Here is a 16,906-nt window from a genome sequence, read left to right on the forward strand (position 1 = left end):
GGTCTCGCGATGTCGCGCACGGCGAAGATCGCGGGGGTGGCGGCGCTGGCCGGCTTGATGATGGCCGTGGCGATCGTCGCCGCTACCGATGACCGCAAGCCGGCGTCGGCGACGCACCTCGCCGTGCCGGCGGTCGAAGGCCGGGCCCGGCTTGCGCACGAGCTGGACCGCTGCGCCACGCTCACCATGCCCGACAGCGGCTGCGAGGCGGCCTGGGCGGCAAACCGGCGTCGCTTTTTTCACCAGGACATTCCCGCGCCCGAACGGCCGAGCGATGGGGACGTTTCCCCTGATGTCGAAGGCGTCGCACCATGAACGACACCGGCGTCATCGACACATTCCTGTCGGTCTTCAGCACCTATATCGACAGTGGATTCGGGCTGCTCGGCCACGAAGTCGCGTTCCTCTCGACCACGCTCATCGCCATCGACCTGACCATCGCCGGCCTGTTCTGGGCCTGGGGTGCGGACGAGGACGTGCTGCAACGGCTCGTCAAGAAAACGCTCTATATCGGCACCTTCGCCTTCATCATCGGCAACTTCCAGTCTCTCGCCGACATCGTGTTCAAGAGCTTCGCCGGGCTCGGCCTCCAGGCCAGCGGCGGCGGCATGTCGATCGACGACTTCATGAAGCCCGGCACGATCGCCGCCACCGGCCTACAGGCGGCCAAACCGCTGCTCGATGCGGCAGGCCAGTATTCCAGCCTTTGGGCCGTCTTCGCGAACCTCGCGCTGATTCTCGTGCTGCTGATCGCCTGGTTGATCGTCGTTCTCGCCTTCTTCATCATCGCCGTCCAGGTCTTCATCACGCTGATCGAGTTCAAGCTGGTGACGCTCGCCGGCTTCGTCCTGTTGCCCTTCGCCTTCTTCAACAAGACCGCCTTCATGGCCGAGCGCGTGCTGGGCCATGTCGTCTCGACCGGCATCAAGGTTCTGGTGCTCGCCGTCATCACCGGCATCGGCACGACCTTGTTCAACCAGTTCACCAGCGCCAACCTCGGCGTTGAGCCGGACATCAATCAGGTGATGGCGATCGCGCTGGCCGCGCTGTCGCTGCTGGGCCTCGCGATCTTCGGCCCCGGCATCGCCAACGGGATCGTCTCGGGCGGTCCGCAACTCGGGGCGGGCGCCGCAGCGGGGACAGCGCTGGCGGCGGGCGGCGCCCTAGTTGGCGGCACCGCGCTCACGCGGCTCGGCATGGGAGCTGCCGGGTCCGCGATGGGCACGGCCGGCCGGATGACCGCCGCCGCCGCGCGCGGCGGCACCCAAATGGCCGGAGGGGCGACCAGCGCCTACAGCCTCGGCTCGCTCGGCAAGACAGGCGCGGGCGCCGTCGCGGGCGGCATGGCCGCGGTCGGCCAGGCGGCAACGGGAAGCGCCGCAAACGCCGTGCTTTCGCCGCTGCGCAAGGCGGCCGCCAAAGGCGGCGACGCCATCAAGGCCAGTTTCCGTTCCGGCGCGCGCGTGGGCTTTACCGCCACCGGCGGCACGATCACCGGCGGGTCGGCATCCGCAGCCGCGCCGACGGCCAGCGGCGCGACCTCTGGCGCAGCCAGCGCCTCGGGCGTGCCGGCATGGGCCGCCGCAATGAAGCACCGGCAGTCCGTCACGCACGGCGCCACCATTCTCACCCACACGATGAAGTCCGGCGACAGCCACGGCGGCGGTGGCGGCCCCGACATCAAGGAGAAGGACTGAGCCCATGTTCCGACGCCCGACCATCCGCTACGGCCAGATGCCCGAACCCGTCACGCCCTATCAACGCGCTGCGCAGGCGTGGGACGATCGGATCGGCTCCGCCCGCGTGCAGGCGAAGAACTGGCGCCTGGCTTTCTTCGGCGCGCTGGCCCTGGCCGGTGGACTGGCCGGCGGCCTCGTCTGGCAGTCGGCGCGCGGCACGATCATTCCCTGGGTGGTCGAGGTCGATCGGCTGGGCCAGGCGCAGGCCGTCGCGCCCGCCGAGGCCGGCTACCATCCGACCGATCCCCAGATCGCCTTTCACTTGGCCCGCTTCATCGAACAGGTGCGTTCGATCCCCGCCGATCCGATCGTGGTGCGGCAGAACTGGCTGCGCGCTTACGACTTCACGACCGACCGGGGCGCGGCCGCGCTCAACGATTACGCCCGCGCCAACGACCCGTTCGCGCAGATCGGCAAGGTGCAGGTCGCGGTGGACGTCTCCAGCGTCATCCGCGCCTCGCCTGACAGCTTCCGCGTGGCCTGGACGGAACGCCGCTATCAGGACGGTAGCCTCGCGGCCACCGAACGCTGGTCCGCCATCCTCACCATCGTCGTGCAACCGCCACGCACGCCCGACGCGCTGCGCAAGAACCCGCTCGGCGTCTTCGTCAACGCCCTCAACTGGTCAAAGGAGCTGTCGCAATGACGCATGTGTCTTTCCACCGTTCCGCCTCAGCGGTCCTGCTTGCGTCCGCCGCGGCGCTGGGCGGATGCGCCACCACATCAGCGAAGCCGCCCGCCATTGCCTATGACGATCCGCCGACCGAGATTGCCGCAACCCTGGCGCCGGAACCGCCCAAGCCCGTCAAGGTGGTGACGATCCCCGAGCCTCTGCCATTACCCGGCCAGCTAAAGCCGCTGACGCAGAGCACCCCGTCGCCCGAGCCCGCCGATCCGCGCAGCCGCGTCAGCGCGGCCAACGCCGCTGCGCGTATGCAGCCCGTGCGCGACGGCTTCCTCAATTCCATCCAGCAATATCCGTGGACCGATGGCGCGCTCTATCAGGTCTATGCCGCGCCCGGCCAGGTGACGGACATTGCGTTGCAGGAAGGTGAGCAGCTCGTTGGGCCAGGCCCTGTAGCGGCCGGCGATACGGTGCGCTGGATCATCGGCGACACGATCAGCGGCGCTGGTCCTACGGCGCGCGTGCATATTCTGGTGAAGCCGACCCGGCCCGACATCACGACCAACCTGGTCATCAACAGCGACCGGCGCACTTATCATCTGGAACTGCGCGCCACGCCCGCGACCTACATGGCGTCGGTCTCATGGACCTATCCGCATGACACGCTGATCGCCCTGGCAGGCCGGAACGCGGCGGCGGCCTCCGCCGCGCCGGTGGCGGCCGGCGTGAACGTGTCCGCGCTCAATTTCCGCTACCGGATCGACGGCGACCGCGCGCCGTGGAAGCCGCTGCGCGCCTTCGACGATGGCCGGCAGGTCTATATCGAATTTCCGGCCGGGATCTCGCAGGGCGAGATGCCGCCGCTGTTCGTGATAGGCGCGGCCGGCGACACAGAGCTGGTCAACTATCGCGTCCAGGGCCGCTACATGGTGGTCGACCACCTGTTCGCCGCCGCCGAACTGCGCCTGAGCGACAAGCACAGCGAGCAGCATGTCCGCATCGAGCGGGACGATGCACACAGGGGGCGGCCGTGAGCGATCCCGCCGACACGGCGCCGGAATCAGGTGCGCCCGAGGCGCCGGCCTCCGATCCGCAAGCCTTTCAGCTTCGCGGGGATGCGCCGCGCGTCATGCGGCTGTCGCGCAAGACGCTGGCCGTCTTCGGCATCGCCACCGGCCTCTGCATCGGCGGCTCGCTGATTTATGCGCTCAAGCCCGCGGGGCATCGTGAGGCCAAGGAACTCTATAATACCGATGGCCGCGCCACCGCCGAGGCCATCACCTCGGCGCCGAAGGATTACGCGCACGTTCCACGACTCGGCCCGCCGCTCCCCGGCGATCTCGGCGGCCCCATCCTCTCGGCGCAGCAACGCGGCGACAGTGTGCCCCCGCCAGCGATCGGCACATCCGGCGCGCAGCCCGATCCGCGTGCGCAAGCAGCGGAGGCCGCGCTTCAGCGCATCGCCCAGGAACGCGATGCGGCACGCACCAGCTCGGTATTCCTGGGCCAGGGTGCGGCAAACGCGGGCGCGGCCGTGCAGCCGACCGCGATCACGCCGGATCAGGCGGCGGCTTCGCAAACCGGCGGTGCGGCGCAGGGCGACGAGGCCGCCAAGCGCGCCTTCATGGCGCGGGCGTCCAACCCGAACACGGTAAGCGTCGAGCGGCTTGCGCCGCCAGCATCGCCCGACATCATCCAGGCCGGCAGCATCATTCCAGCGGCGCTCATCACGGGCATCCGGTCCGACCTTCCCGGCCAGATCACCGCCCAGGTGACGGCCAACGTCTATGACAGTCCGACCGGCCGCATCCTGCTCATCCCACAAGGCGCACGGCTGATCGGCGAATATGACAGCGAGATCGCCGCGGGGCAGACCCGCGTGCTGCTCGCCTGGGATCGCCTGATCCTGCCAAATGGCCGCTCGATCGTGCTCGAACGCCAGCCTGCCGCCGACGCGGCCGGGTTCGCGGGACTACAGGACCGCGTGGACCAGCATTGGGGCAATATGCTCAAAGCCGCCGCCATCTCGACCTTGCTTGGTGTTGGGGTGGAGCTGGGCGCGGACAGCGACGACGATCTTACCCGCGCGCTGCGCCGGGGAAGCCAGGACACCATCAACCAGAGCGGCCAGCAGCTTGTGCGCCGGCAACTGGACGTGCAGCCGACGCTCACCATCCGGCCGGGCTACCCGCTGCGCGTCGTTCTGACGCGCGACCTCATATTGGAACCCGTTGGAGGCCCACGATGACGAAATTGAAGCTGGGGCCGCTGGCCGATGACCGGCCGGTCAAGCTCACGGTGGAACTGCCCGCTGCCGTCCATCGCGATCTCATTGCCTATGCCGCCGCACTCGCCGCCGAGACCGGAGAACCGCCGGCCAAACCCGACAAGCTGGTCGCGCCGATGCTGACCCGGTTCATGGAGACCGATCGCGCCTTTCGCCGGCATCGCGCCCAGGCGAAGTGAGGGAGCGTCCGCCCTACTTGCCCAGGAAACGCTTGAAGCGATCCCGGCCATCGGCCTCGGTGACGGCCTGCTCGGCATTGGCGCACTCGTTTCCGCGCACCGTTCCCTGCGCGCAGTCGGCCACGATCCGGCGCCCTTCATCCAGATGCGCCGCGAAATATTGCGTGCTGCGCGCCTCGGCCGGCGCTGGGGCGGCGAGCGGCGGGCTGGCGACCGCCGCTGTCTGAGGCGCGGGGATAATCACCGGGCGCAGTACGAGGCCCGTCCCAAACCCAACGATTAATGCTATCAGCACGATGATGAGTGTCTTACCTTGCGTCATGACGGGTCCAATTCTGATTGCTGAGGCGTAGGATGCGACCCCGACAAGAGCGGTAGGGAATAGCGGACGGCCACAAAATCGAGGAACCGGCGCAACACCGCATTCTGATTGTCCTCGCGCCAGTAGCCCGAGAAACCGATTCGTATGTGGCCGTTGGTTTCGTGAACTTCGCGAAACACAACACCCGGCACTTGGATGCCGAGCGCTGATTCCGCAACGATCGACATGTGCTCGCCGAGTGCGATGGCGCTCAGCACCGTTTCACGGCTAACGTCGTTCATGTCGATCTCGGGCGTGTAGCCGGGCATCCCGAGCTTGCCCAAAAGCATGTTGCGCGTCTCTGGGCCGGGATCTCGTTCGGTCAACAGGAAGCGTTCGCGGGTCAGGTCGGTCCAGTGGATGCGTTCGCGTCCGGCCAGCGGATGGCCTTCCGGCATCGCCACCAATATACGCTCGCTCCAGAACGGGCGGGTCATCAGCCCCCGGTAAGGCGCTTCGCCAATCATGATCGCGATGTCGAGTAGGCCGTTCTCTATGCCGGCCAGCAGCATATCGCGGTCGCGTTCGAACCCACGCACCCTGACCTCGGGATAGCATTCGCCGAATTCGGTCATGGTCGCGCGCAAATTGCCGGCAGAGAAAGAGGTGTAGAAGCCGACACTGAGCTTGCCAGCATGCCCGTCGTTCGTGGCACGGACCCACGCGTTCAGTTCCTCGAACTCCTTTACGATACGTTGTGCCGTGCGCAGATAGATCATGCCGTTCGGCGTCAGCGTAGCGCCGCGCGTCATGCGGTTGAAGAGCACCATGCCTAGGCGCTTCTCGATCTGTAGGATGTGTCGGCTGAGCGTGGCTTGCTTGATGTTCAGATTACGGGCCGCGCGGCTGAAGCTACCCGCCTCATCCGCTGCGATCAAATACCGAAGTTGACGAAGTTCAGTCAAATATATGCCTATAATTATGCGAAATCCATCGTGAACTATGTCTTATTTCTAAAGTTGTTTATGCTGAACGTGATAAATAAACTTAGTCGTTTTTCTTCATCCATATTTGGAATCTATCGAGATAGAGGTAGATTACCGGCGTCGTGTAGAGCGTGAGCAACTGACTAAGCGCAAGTCCGCCGATTATCGCGTAACCGAGAGGTTGACGTAACTCCGAACCGGTGCCGGTGCCGAGCGCGAGCGGAATGCCGGCCATCAATGCCGCCCCCGTCGTCATCAGGATTGGGCGGAAACGCAAGAGACACGCCTCGCGAATGGCTTGGGCTGGCGTAAGATGATGGTCTCGCTCGGCGACGATAGCAAAGTCGACGAGCATAATGCCGTTTTTCTTGACGATGCCGATCAATAGGATGATCGCGATGATGCCAATCACCGAAAGATCCATGTTCCCCATCCACAGCGCAAGTAGCGCCCCGACGCCAGCTGATGGCAATGTGGACAGGATGGTCAATGGATGAATGAAGCTCTCATATAATATGCCGAGAATGATGTAGATAACGACGAGTGCGGCGATGATAAGCGCGGGCATCGTCGACAGAGACGCCTGGAATGCCTGCGCATTACCTTGGAACGCGCCGGTCACTGTCCCTGGCATGTTGATCTCATCTGCTGCACGGTTAATGGCGGTGACAGCTTCCCCTAACGCGACACCTGGCCGAAGATTGAACGATAGGGTAACAGCCGGAAATTGGCCCTGATGCGTTACCGACAATGAGCCGATGTGGGAGGTATCCACTCTCACAAGCGCGGAAAGCGCTACCGGAGTGCCCGTCAGCGGAGATTGCACATAGAGGCGATCGAGTGATGCGAGCGTGCGCTGCAGTGACGGTGTCGTTTCGAGAATAATCGGATATGTATTAAGCTGGGTGGAATATTGCGTGATCTGGCGCTGTCCGTAGGCATCGTTGAGCGTATCGTCGATCATCTGCGGGGAAATGCCAAAGCGGGAGGCTTGGTCCCGGTTGATGTCCACCGTGAGCAGTGGCGCTTCAGCGAGAAGGTCGGTGGCAACGTCCGCGAGTTCCGGCAGTTCGCGCATTTTTTCGAGCATCTTCTGCGTCCATGCGGTCAACTCAACGTTATCGGCGCTCTGCAACGTATATTGAAAACTGCCGCGCGAAGAGCGGCCGCCTACGGTGATGTCTTGTGTCGCCGACAGGGAGAGATTGACGCCCTGGACTTTTGCGATCTGTGGTCTCAACCGGTCGATAATCTGGGACGCCGTATTCGTGCGCTCGCCGCGCGGCTTGAGAACGATATAAAAGCGAGCGGTATTCGCCGTCTGTGCATTGCCGTTGCCACCGGTGCTCCCCGTCCATGAGGCAACTCCCTCGACGCCAGGATCCTTGAGAACGACTTCGCCGAGCACGCGTTGGAGACGCTTCATCTCCTCGGGCGAGACATCCTGAGCCGCCTCCGCCAGGCCGCCGATCAGGCCGGTGTCCTGAATCGGAAAAAAGCCCTTGGGTATCTGGACGGCCATGACCACGGCCAGCCCGACCGTCAGGAAGAACACGCCGAGGGTGGCCGCTTGATGGCGCAACACAATGTCGAGCGTGCGCTGATAGCCGGACAGCATCGTGTTGAAGAACGCTTCGAGGGCGCGATAGACGCGGCCGTGACCCTCCGGCGCCTCCCGTCGCATGAAGCGCGAGCAGAGCATCGGCGCGAGCGTGAGCGACACCAGCGCCGAAACCGCGATCGCCGCGGTCACGGTTAGCGCGAACTCTCGAAACAATCGGCCGACAACCCCGCCCATCAACAGAAGCGGGATAAAAACGGCGATCAAAGACAAGCTGATGGAAAGCACGGTAAAGGCGATCTCGCGCGAGCCTTTCAGCGCGGCTTCAAAGGGCGGTGCTCCATTTTCGAGATGACGGTAGATATTCTCGACGACGACAATCGCGTCATCCACGACGAAGCCGACAGCTATCGTCAAAGCCATCAGCGACAAATTGTCGAGACTGAAGCCAAGCATATGCATGGTCGCGAACGATCCCAGCAGCGCGAGCACGATCGTGACGCTCGGGATCACCGTCGCCCAGATATTGCGCAGGAAAAGCAGGACCACCATCACGACGAGACCGATGGTCAAGAGGAGCGTAAACTCGACATCATGCACCGAGGCGCGGATTGTGGTCGTGCGGTCCAGAACGGTGTGGATCGTGATGGCCGGTGGGATGTCGACTGTGAGGCTGGGCAGTTGCGCCTTGATCCGGTCAACGGTATCGATGACGTTGGCGCCGGGCTGCTTATAGATCGTGAGAAGGATCGCGGGTCTATTATTGTCGTAGGCTGCCGCGGTTCGATCGGATGCGGCGAAAACTGCCTGACCGACGTCGCTGACCCTGACAGGGGCGCCGTTGCGGTAAGCGAGTACGACATCATCGAATTTTTTTGCTTCGGTGATCTGGTCGTTTGCGCGAATTGTGAAGCTCAGCTTGCCAGTGTCGAGTGCCCCCTTGGCACTCTCTGTTGTGGCGCTGGCAAGAACGGGCCGCATCTCCTCGAGTGTCAATCCGCGCGAGGCGAGCTTGGCTGGATCAACCTGGATACGGATCGCCTGCTTCTGCTCGCCGCCGAGCGAGACCTGGGCCACGCCGGGGACTTGCGAGATTTTCTGGGCGAGATAATTGTCGGCGTATTCGTTGACGCCGGTCAGCGGGATGGTGTCTGAACTTGCCGAAAGGACGAGGATGGGTGCGTCGGCCGGATTCAGCTTCTTATAGGTCGGCGGCGTCGTCATCGATTGCGGCAAGGTCTTGGTTGCGGCGTTGATCGCCGCCTGCACGTCCTGCGCAGCAGAATCGATGTTGCGATCGAGATCAAATTGAACCGTGATGGATGTTGCACCCAGAGCGCTAACCGATGTCATCTGGGTAACGCCCGCGATTTGCCCGAGCTGGCGCTCCAGCGGCGTCGCAACCGATGAAGCCATCGTCTCGGCGCTTGCTCCGCTAAGCGTCGCGGTGACTTGAACGGTTGGGAAATCCACCTGCGGCAGCGGAGCCACGGGCAGGAGCGGAAATGCGGCAATGCCGAGGAACGCCAAGGCCGCCATCAGCAATGTCGTTGCGACTGGCCGCGCGATGAATGGTGCGGAGAGATTCACCTAATGCCCTCGGGCCTTGGCGACGTCGATGACGTGGCCCTGATCTGTACCTGCGCATTGCGTTTCAGCTTGAACTGTCCCGCCGTCACAACACGCTCACCCCCGCGAAGACCCGACGTGATCACCGTCAGATCGCCACTCGACGGCCCGGTCTTGATCGGCCGGGTTTCAGCCGTGTTATGCCCTGTCACGAGCCATAGAAATAAGCCCTTCGGCCCTCGTTGGACCGCAGCCGATGGAACCACGACGACATTGTCGAGTGTCTTGAGCAGCAAACGCGCGTTGACGAACTCACCGGGCCAGAGCCGTTCATCATCATTGGGGAAGATGGCTTTCAGACGAATGGTATCGGTGGCCTGATCGACCGTACCGTCCACCAGGAGGAGCCTTCCGGTGCTGAGGGGGCGCAAATTGTCCTGGTCCAACGCCGTCACTTCAACCGCACCGACGGCCAACGCGCCACGAACGTCGTCGAGGAAGCGCGCCGGCAAACTGAACAGAACGGCCGACGGCCTGATCCGCGTCAGCACGGCGATCGGCTGTGCGTCGGACACATGCACCAGGTTGCCAGGATCGACCGAGCGAATACCAATCCGTCCGTCGTTTGGCGCGCGGATTGTCGTGTAGGAGAGTTGCGTTCGCGCCGTCTCGATCGCGGCTTCGTCTGCGGCAATGGATGCTTCCAGTTGACCGACTGTCGCCTGTTGATGTTCGACGGTTTGCCGCGCTATCGCCTCCAACAGGACCAATGCCTTATACCGCTCGAGATCTTTCCTGGCGGAAACGAGCAGCGCGGTATCCTGAGCTTTTTTCGCCAGAGCTTGGTCGAGCGCAGCCTTGAACAGGCGTGGGTCTATCCTCGCGAGCACGTCGCCTTTTCTTACATTCTGTCCTTCGACGAATACCACGTCCTGCATTGTTCCATCGACCTGGGGCCGAATGCCGACGGTCAAAGATGCCTGAACGATGCCAAGCCCGGTTTGATAGACAGGCACATCCTGTCGACTAGCAACAGCGGTGCTTACCGGCACGGGTGTGTGTGTGGAGAGCTTGCTCTTGGGACTCGCCAAATGCCAGTAAGTGGCCGCGCCAATTGCAAGGAGAGCGGCAATCGCGCAAATGAGAACGATGCGACGTTGTTGGATAGGGCGGCGCCTAGCAGGCGGATTCACTATTGTCCCACCGTGTTGCTAGAGTCCACCACGCTTCCAGCCGGAGAGTGCCGCCAATCATGCCAAGGCCAGTCCCATCCGTGGTGCATAGGCTCTCGTGGAACTAGGTTCGCAATGGCCGCCACTATGCTTGTGGCAACGAACAAACCGATGATCGTTTTGACATCGGGAGCAACCTTACACATAGTAATTCTCCGCCATGCCGTACAAGATGCCCCCGATAATCCTATGCAACAAATGCAAATTTCTCACCGTTAGCCCAATCTAAGTTTATGGTCATAATGACTTGCCATCTATTCTCTTTGAGAGGATGACGCGTCTTCGAAGCGGCTACGCGGCATAGGCTGCGACATTGCCGCTGTGCCTCAGCCCGGCGCCCCGACATCGGTGTCGAAGCCAGTCGGGCAGCCAAAAGAGAGGCGGCTTAGCCGCCATTGCCGGTCGGCGGAGGCAGGGTGTCGACAAGCTGGTCGCCGCCGAGCGCACGGTAGACGGCAACTAGGTTGGTGGCGCGCACAAGCCGCGTGTTGGCGACGGTGCGGCGTGCCTGATATAGCGTCCGCTGAGCATCCAGAAGGTCAAGGTATGTGTCGATTCCGCGCTGGTAACGCGCGGTGACCAGGGTCAGCGTGTCGGCGGCGGCGGCCTCAAGCCTGGTATCGGCGGCCAATTGATCATCGATCGTCGCGCGCCGTGCGAGGGCGGTGGCGACATCGCTGAACGCGGTCTGGATCGCCTTCTGATACTTGGCTGTCGCCGCGTCGCGCTCGGCCTTCGCAAAGGCCAGATTGCCGCGATTGGCACCGCCGTCGAAGATCGGCAGCGTTGCTTGCGGGGCGACCTGCCAATTGAACGCGCCACCGGTGAACAGCGCCGACAAGGCGGTGCTTGCTAGTCCGGCGACGGCGGTCAGCGAGATGGTTGGGAAAAAGGCGGCACGGGCGGCACCGATGCGGGCGTTGGCGGCGCGCAGCGCATATTCCGCCTGGACGACGTCGGGCCGTCGTAGCAGAATTCGCGAATCGAGCCCAGCCGGTATCGCTGCCCGCAGCCCCTCGACCGTTTCGATCGCCGCCGGCAGGTCCGCGTCGGCGACCGGCGCGCCGACCAGCAGGTCAAGCGCGGCGCGATCCTGCGCGACCTGGGTGGTCAGTTGCGCCTTGTCCGACTGCGCCTGCGACAGAATGGTCTCGGCCTGACGCAGGTCGGTGCGCGGGGCGAGCCCACCCGCCAACCGCACTCGGGTGAGTTCAACGCTACGTGTCGCACTGTCCTCCGTATCAACCGCGATGGCCAGCAGGCTGCGATCGGCGGCAAGGGTCAAGTAGGTGGCGGCAACCTGCGCCACCAAGGTCAGCCGTGCCGACCGCAGCGCTGCTTCGGTCCCCAGATATTCATTGAAGGCGGCCGTGCTCAGGTTGCTCAACCGCCCGAACAGGTCCACTTCGAAGCCGCTGAGACCGCCGTCGAGCGCGTAGCTCTTGCCGGGAAGGTTGTTGCTGGCGCCACCCGCTTCGCCATGCCGGACGTCGGCACCGGCGGTGACGTCCAGCTGCGGCAGTATCTGCGCTTGCGCCACTCGCGATTGCGCGCGCGCCGCCGCAACATTTGCGAGTGCCACGCGCAGGTCCTGATTGTTGGCCAGTGCCTGGCCGATGATCGCTAGCAGATGTGGATCGCGGAATATCTCGCGGTAGCTGACCGCCGGCAACGCTGCTTCGTCGGCTCGCAGGTCTGGTGCGCCAGCCGACCATGATGGCGGGATGGCCGGATCAGGCCGGTGATAGGCCGGCGCCAGGCTGCACCCGGCGAGAGCGAGAAGTGCGGGGAGGCCTGCGGTCATGCAGTCGCTCCCTTGGAGCCCATGGAACCTCACTTTTTTATGGGGTCCGGAATAGAGCGCCCTTTCCCTTTCTCGGCTACGATGAACTCCAGGAATCGTAGAGGCTTCGTTGCGCTGGGATTCCAGTGAGAATGGATCGTGCCGGCAGGAACATACAAGCTGTCGCCCGCGCGCAGCGTTACCGCGGGCTTCCCCTCCTCCTGCCAAACACCTGTTCCTGACACGACATAGAAGGTGACGGCCGCCGGATGGAGGTGTCGCGGATTGATCGCGCCGGGAGCATATTCCGTCTCGTAAACCGCGACCTCGACGTTCGCCGTGCCGGGCAAGAGCGTTTTCAGGAGCGGCGCGTGCGGTATCACACCATGCTTTACCTGGCTCGCGGCCGGCGCTGCTTGAAGGATACACAAGGCGCCCATTGCCGCGACCATGATTCTTGGGATGCTCGATATGGTCGTCATTTGAAGCTCCTCGCACGTCGGGCCACCATAGAGCCGCATGGCGCGAGCTCGTTGCTGGATGGATAGCCGGGTCAGGCTGTGGCTGCCCGCCAGCTTACGCTATCATCGGACCTTGCTGCTGAGGCCAACTGCACTGCCGGTCTGAGAATGCCACCAATCGTGCCAAGGCCAGTCCCACCCGTGGTGCATGGGTCCTCGTGGAACCAAGCTTGCAATGGCCACCACTATGATTGCAACGGCAATCAAGCCAATGGCGATTTTGATACCGGGAGCAAATTTACGCATAGAAATTATCCGCCTCTGCGCTTAAGATTGCTCCGATAGGCGTGGGTAGCAAACGCAAATTTCTCACGGTTAGCCCAACATATATTAGGGGTCTCAATGCATCGCCAACTACCCTCTTTGAACGGTTTGCGCGCCTTCGAAGCGGCTGGAAGGCATGGCAGCTTCAAGGCGGCAGCAGAGGAATTGAATGTCACGTCAACGGCCGTGAGCCATATGGTGCGACTTCTGGAGAATCAGCTCGGGTTCGGGCTTTTCCATCGTCGTGCGAACAAGCTTGAATTTACCGATCAGGGTCGGGCTTTCCAGCCAGGCCTTACAGACGCCTTCGATGCGATCGCGCGACTCACCGAGCAGGTGACCGTGATGCAGGCAGGGCCAGTGCTCACCGTAGGAGTTTCCCCCGCCTTTGCTTTGCACTGGCTTATTCCGCGGTTGACGAATTTCAATCGCAACCATCCCGACGTCGAGGTGCGAGTCTCTACTGGCGGTGCAATGCATCCTATGCGCGACGATTGGACATGCACTGTGCGGCGCGGCACTGGCGACTGGCCTGGCTATGCTGCCGAGGAACTCTTCGCGTCGACATTGGTACCTGTCTGCACGCCAGCATTAGCGGCAGACTTGCATCACTCTAGCGATCTCAGCAGTGCCACCTTAATCGTCGTTGCTCATTTGCGTGAACAATGGACTTGGTGGTTCCAAGCGGCAGGCCTGCATGCGTCGATTCAGCCTGCCAATGAGGTGCTGTTCGAGAGTTCCGCGATGGCAATTCAAGCCGTTCTTGATGGAGTAGGAATCGCCGTCGCACAACTTCCGTATGTCAGTGACGCGCTGGCGGCAGGCCGTCTGGTTTCCCCCTTTCCTGTCAGCGAGCTTAAATATGAAGACTGGTATCTGGCCTATCGGCCGATGCGTAAGAAGGATCCAGCGTTATTGGCGTTCCGCGAGTGGCTGCACAGTGAAGCAGAGTTGCAACGCCAAGCGTATAAGAAGCTAAGTTCGACACAACCGCTTACGGCTGCATCGCACCTTAAAGAGTCCATGTCGGCGGTTACACGGTGATCTCCAGAAGGGGTACGAATGGAAAATCTCGAATCCCCACCTTCTAAGCCACCTTCCTTAGCAGAGATCGCTTACGTTTCCGTCCGGTACGGCAATTTCACTTTAGGGGGCGGAAGCGCCGGCGTGGCGGTCATGTACCGGGAGATATTCCATAAGCGTCATTGGCTCACCAATGATCAGTTCAATCTTGTTTTCATCTTGGCTCGGCTCGCGCCCGGTACGAACCTCTTTGCTTTCGGAACGGGCGTAGGCTGGACATTGCGCGGCATTCCCGGTGCCGTAATCGCATTGTTGGCGGGCTCCATCCCTTGCAGCCTAATAATCTTTGCCGCGACGGCATTATTCCGTGATTTGCAGCACAATCCTTGGGCTCAACCCGCGATCCATGGCGCTATTGCCGCCGCAGTTTCAATCACCGTCAAAGCCGGTTGGGAGATCGCCCATTCCCAATTGCACGGCCGCGCCAAGCCTCGTGTTGTCATCATCGCGATTACAGCCTTCGTGCTTTACACCTTTTTTTGTGTCCCCGCTTTCGACGTTCTATTGCTAGCAGCACTGACAGGCGCAGTCGTTACACGGGATACCGATGAATTTATTTGAACTATATATCGTATTCTTACGAGGGTCTTTGACGGCTTTTTCTGGACTTGCGTCATTGCCAGTAATCCAAGATAGCCTAGTCATTCATAGCCACGTCCTCACTGCCGCGCAGTTGAACGAAGCGGTCATGATTACGCGGGGCGTGCCAGGACCCGTGGGATTATATTTTGTCAGCGTTGGCTACTTCGTCGCTGGCATTCCGGGCGCGATCACTGGTTGGCTGGCAACGATTACACCTGCGTTTCTTATCATTCCAATGACCCATTTTGTTGGGCGCAAGATGAAAAATCCGCGTGTGCGCTCAATCTTAGATGCTGTCATAACCGCAAGCGCGGGCCTTCTGGTCGCTTCGGCCATCCCTCTCGCTAAAGATGCACTTACGAATCCTGTCGATATAGTGATCGCCTTGGTTAGCTTTGCATTCCTTCTGAGGACGAACATTGACACAATTTGGATTCTTCTTGCTGCTGGCGTTATTTCAACTAATGTTCACGCCCTCGGTGTTCTCCAGAGTCTCACCTAAATCCGCCCGATATGTCCTGCATCATCGACCCGCTCGGCAATGTGCTCGTCGAACCGGATTTCACGGGCGAGACAATCCAGCTGACGGAACTGGACCGCGTCATCGCGCGCGGTAAATACGACCTCGACGTGGTCGGCCATTATGCGCGCCCGGATATTTTCAGCCTCGCGGTCGATGCCAAGCCCAAACCCGCTGTGGCTTTCACGCTGCCACCTGGGCTATCGATCGTTGCTGATGCCGACGCGGAGAGTAAGGCGCAGAGGGGAATCGCATGTTCGGACTGACCGCATTGGAATTGGCGCGCATTCAGTTCGGCTTCACCATCTCCTTCCACATCATCTTTCCCGCGATCACTATCGGGCTCGCCAGCTATCTCGCCGTCCTCGAAGGGCTGTGGCTGTGGAAGAAAGACACGGTCTATCGCGACCTCTACCATTTCTGGTCGAAGATCTTCGCCGTCAATTTCGCCATGGGCGTCGTTTCCGGCCTGGTCATGGCCTATCAATTCGGCACCAACTGGAGCTATTTCTCCTCCTTCGCCGGCTCGATTACCGGCCCGCTGCTCGCTTATGAGGTGTTGACGGCCTTCTTTCTCGAAGCGGGCTTCCTGGGCGTCATGCTGTTCGGCTGGAACAGGGTCGGACCGGGCCTCCATTTCTTCTCCACCATCATGGTGGCGCTCGGCACCTTGATCTCGGCGACCTGGATTTTGGCGTCGAACAGCTGGATGCAGACCCCGCGGGGTTATGAGATCATCAACGGCGTCGTCATTCCGGTCGACTGGTTCAAGGTGATCTTCAATCCCTCCTTCCCCTACCGCCTCGCCCATATGACCGTGGCCGCTTTCCTCGCGACGGCGCTCTTCGTCGGTGCATCGGGGGCCTGGCATCTCCTGCGCGGCAACGATACGCCGCGCGTGCGCACGATGCTGTCGATGGCGATGTGGATGCTGCTCATCGTCGCGCCGATCCAGATATTCATCGGCGACATACACGGCCTGAACACACTGAAGTATCAACCGGCCAAGATCGCGGCGATGGAGGGGCATTGGGAGAACACGCCCGGCGAGGGGGTGCCGCTCATCCTGTTCGGGATGCCCGACATGGAAGCGGAGACGACGCGCTACGCCGTGGAGATACCCCATCTCGGCAGCCTGATCCTCACGCATGAGTGGAACGGCCAGTTTCCGGGGCTCAAGGAATTCGCCCGCGAGGACCGCCCGAACTCGCTCGTGGTGTTCTGGAGCTTTCGCATCATGGTCGGGCTCGGCGTGCTGATGCTGGTGCTCGGCGTCTGGAGCCTGTGGTTGCGCTGGCGCGGCGGATTGTTCCGATCGAAGCTTTTCCTGCGCTTTGCCATGTGGATGGGACCGGCTGGCCTGATCGCCATCCTCGCCGGTTGGTTTACCACCGAGATCGGTCGGCAGCCCTGGATCGTCTATGGGGTGATGCGCACCAAGGACGCGGTCTCGAACCACTCGGCACTGGTGCTTTCGACCACGCTGATTGTCTTCATCGTCATGTATGCGATCGTGTTCGGAACCGGCATCAGCTACATGCTCAAGCTCGTCGCCAAAGGGCCGCATCCAGGCGAGGATGAAGCGCCCCCGCATGACCTCGACCAATCGCAACGTCCGGCGCGGCCGCTCTCGGCCGCACCCGACGACATCGATCCGTCGCCGTACTGAGGAGG

17 protein-coding genes are annotated in these 16,906 nt (G+C 62.1%); 11 read left to right on the forward strand and 6 right to left on the reverse strand.

Features of this window, described 5'->3' with window-relative positions; all coding sequences use genetic code 11:
- Positions 1-9 precede the first annotated feature (9 nt).
- The 6 genes from trbK-alt to DFR49_RS15455 are packed head-to-tail and all read left to right on the forward strand — an operon-like array spanning position 10 to position 4,830.
- Positions 10-315 (forward strand): putative entry exclusion protein TrbK-alt, encoded by a 306-nt coding sequence (trbK-alt, locus tag DFR49_RS15430; RefSeq protein WP_119036616.1) that lies wholly within the window; start codon positions 10-12, stop codon positions 313-315.
- Entirely contained in the window at positions 312-1,697 is a 1,386-nt protein-coding gene (gene trbL, locus DFR49_RS15435) for a P-type conjugative transfer protein TrbL (protein ID WP_119036617.1), read from the forward strand. Before trbK-alt ends, trbL begins: the two co-directional genes overlap by 4 nt.
- Positions 1,698-1,701: 4 nt before the next feature.
- Positions 1,702-2,385: a conjugal transfer protein TrbF gene (gene trbF / locus DFR49_RS15440; RefSeq protein WP_119036618.1), complete on the forward strand. Its 684-nt coding sequence runs from the start codon at positions 1,702-1,704 to the stop codon at positions 2,383-2,385.
- The gene (gene trbG, locus DFR49_RS15445; protein ID WP_119036619.1) at positions 2,382-3,398 is read left to right on the forward strand and encodes a P-type conjugative transfer protein TrbG; all 1,017 of its coding nucleotides are present in this window, start codon (positions 2,382-2,384) and stop codon (positions 3,396-3,398) included. Before trbF ends, trbG begins: the two co-directional genes overlap by 4 nt.
- The gene (locus tag DFR49_RS15450) at positions 3,395-4,612 is read left to right on the forward strand and encodes a TraB/TrbI/VirB10 family type IV secretion system protein (RefSeq protein WP_119036620.1); all 1,218 of its coding nucleotides are present in this window, start codon (positions 3,395-3,397) and stop codon (positions 4,610-4,612) included. The genes trbG and DFR49_RS15450 overlap by 4 nt, the downstream gene beginning before the upstream one ends.
- Positions 4,609-4,830 carry a DUF2274 domain-containing protein gene (locus tag DFR49_RS15455; RefSeq protein WP_119036621.1) on the forward strand — a complete coding sequence of 74 codons (222 nt, stop codon included), beginning with the start codon at positions 4,609-4,611 and terminating at the stop codon, positions 4,828-4,830. The genes DFR49_RS15450 and DFR49_RS15455 overlap by 4 nt, the downstream gene beginning before the upstream one ends.
- A gap of 13 nt (positions 4,831-4,843) precedes the next feature.
- On the opposite strand, the gene DFR49_RS15460 is transcribed toward DFR49_RS15455, so the two are convergent.
- From DFR49_RS15460 to DFR49_RS15485, 6 genes are all read right to left on the reverse strand, one after another.
- On the reverse strand, positions 4,844-5,152 hold the full coding sequence (locus DFR49_RS15460; protein WP_119036622.1) for a hypothetical protein: 309 nt from the start codon (positions 5,150-5,152) through the stop codon (positions 4,844-4,846).
- Positions 5,149-6,096 (reverse strand): LysR family transcriptional regulator, encoded by a 948-nt coding sequence (locus DFR49_RS15465; RefSeq protein WP_119036623.1) that lies wholly within the window; start codon positions 6,094-6,096, stop codon positions 5,149-5,151. The genes DFR49_RS15460 and DFR49_RS15465 overlap by 4 nt, the downstream gene beginning before the upstream one ends.
- 82 nt (positions 6,097-6,178) lie before the next feature.
- A complete protein-coding gene (locus tag DFR49_RS15470; protein WP_119036624.1) occupies positions 6,179-9,268 on the reverse strand; it encodes an efflux RND transporter permease subunit in 3,090 nt (1,029 codons plus the stop codon).
- The gene (locus DFR49_RS15475; RefSeq protein ID WP_342768477.1) at positions 9,265-10,440 is read right to left on the reverse strand and encodes an efflux RND transporter periplasmic adaptor subunit; all 1,176 of its coding nucleotides are present in this window, start codon (positions 10,438-10,440) and stop codon (positions 9,265-9,267) included. The genes DFR49_RS15470 and DFR49_RS15475 overlap by 4 nt, the downstream gene beginning before the upstream one ends.
- Positions 10,441-10,864: 424 nt before the next feature.
- A complete protein-coding gene (locus tag DFR49_RS15480; RefSeq protein WP_119036626.1) occupies positions 10,865-12,283 on the reverse strand; it encodes an efflux transporter outer membrane subunit in 1,419 nt (472 codons plus the stop codon).
- A 29-nt stretch (positions 12,284-12,312) separates the two neighbouring features.
- Entirely contained in the window at positions 12,313-12,744 is a 432-nt protein-coding gene (locus DFR49_RS15485) for a cupin domain-containing protein (protein ID WP_119037240.1), read from the reverse strand.
- 381 nt (positions 12,745-13,125) lie between these two features.
- Here DFR49_RS15485 and gcvA point away from each other — a divergent pair, with 381 nt between their 5' ends.
- Genes gcvA through DFR49_RS15510 form a run of 5 tightly spaced genes read left to right on the forward strand, consistent with a single transcriptional unit; the run spans position 13,126 to position 16,901 of the window.
- Complete coding sequence (gene gcvA, locus DFR49_RS15490; protein ID WP_119036627.1) at positions 13,126-14,091, forward strand: transcriptional regulator GcvA; 966 nt, start codon at positions 13,126-13,128, stop codon at positions 14,089-14,091.
- A gap of 18 nt (positions 14,092-14,109) precedes the next feature.
- A complete protein-coding gene (locus tag DFR49_RS15495) occupies positions 14,110-14,691 on the forward strand; it encodes a chromate transporter (RefSeq protein WP_119036628.1) in 582 nt (193 codons plus the stop codon).
- Positions 14,678-15,214, forward strand: a complete 537-nt coding sequence (locus DFR49_RS15500) for a chromate transporter (RefSeq protein WP_119036629.1) — start codon at positions 14,678-14,680, stop codon at positions 15,212-15,214. The genes DFR49_RS15495 and DFR49_RS15500 overlap by 14 nt, the downstream gene beginning before the upstream one ends.
- Positions 15,215-15,225: 11 nt before the next feature.
- Entirely contained in the window at positions 15,226-15,498 is a 273-nt protein-coding gene (locus DFR49_RS22120) for a hypothetical protein (RefSeq protein WP_211325912.1), read from the forward strand.
- Complete coding sequence (locus DFR49_RS15510; RefSeq protein ID WP_119036630.1) at positions 15,486-16,901, forward strand: cytochrome ubiquinol oxidase subunit I; 1,416 nt, start codon at positions 15,486-15,488, stop codon at positions 16,899-16,901. Before DFR49_RS22120 ends, DFR49_RS15510 begins: the two co-directional genes overlap by 13 nt.
- Positions 16,902-16,906 lie beyond the last annotated feature (5 nt).

Origin of the sequence: Hephaestia caeni, assembly GCF_003550065.1 — a bacterium.
GTDB classification, from domain to species: domain Bacteria; phylum Pseudomonadota; class Alphaproteobacteria; order Sphingomonadales; family Sphingomonadaceae; genus Sphingomonas; species Sphingomonas caeni_A.

What these genes read in the sequence shown, in the direction of transcription:
- trbK-alt (WP_119036616.1), top strand. Translation starts at nt 10, where the DNA reads ATGTCGCGCACGGCGAAGATCGCGGGGGTGGCGGCGCTGGCCGGCTTG.
- trbL (WP_119036617.1), top strand. Translation starts at nt 312, where the DNA reads ATGAACGACACCGGCGTCATCGACACATTCCTGTCGGTCTTCAGCACC.
- trbF (WP_119036618.1), top strand. Translation starts at nt 1,702, where the DNA reads ATGTTCCGACGCCCGACCATCCGCTACGGCCAGATGCCCGAACCCGTC.
- trbG (WP_119036619.1), top strand. Translation starts at nt 2,382, where the DNA reads ATGACGCATGTGTCTTTCCACCGTTCCGCCTCAGCGGTCCTGCTTGCG.
- DFR49_RS15455 (WP_119036621.1), top strand. Translation starts at nt 4,609, where the DNA reads ATGACGAAATTGAAGCTGGGGCCGCTGGCCGATGACCGGCCGGTCAAG.
- DFR49_RS15460 (WP_119036622.1), bottom strand. Translation starts at nt 5,152, where the DNA reads ATGACGCAAGGTAAGACACTCATCATCGTGCTGATAGCATTAATCGTT.
- DFR49_RS15480 (WP_119036626.1), bottom strand. Translation starts at nt 12,283, where the DNA reads ATGACCGCAGGCCTCCCCGCACTTCTCGCTCTCGCCGGGTGCAGCCTG.
- DFR49_RS15485 (WP_119037240.1), bottom strand. Translation starts at nt 12,744, where the DNA reads ATGACGACCATATCGAGCATCCCAAGAATCATGGTCGCGGCAATGGGC.
- gcvA (WP_119036627.1), top strand. Translation starts at nt 13,126, where the DNA reads ATGCATCGCCAACTACCCTCTTTGAACGGTTTGCGCGCCTTCGAAGCG.
- DFR49_RS15495 (WP_119036628.1), top strand. Translation starts at nt 14,110, where the DNA reads ATGGAAAATCTCGAATCCCCACCTTCTAAGCCACCTTCCTTAGCAGAG.
- DFR49_RS15500 (WP_119036629.1), top strand. Translation starts at nt 14,678, where the DNA reads ATGAATTTATTTGAACTATATATCGTATTCTTACGAGGGTCTTTGACG.
- DFR49_RS22120 (WP_211325912.1), top strand. Translation starts at nt 15,226, where the DNA reads ATGTCCTGCATCATCGACCCGCTCGGCAATGTGCTCGTCGAACCGGAT.
- DFR49_RS15510 (WP_119036630.1), top strand. Translation starts at nt 15,486, where the DNA reads ATGTTCGGACTGACCGCATTGGAATTGGCGCGCATTCAGTTCGGCTTC.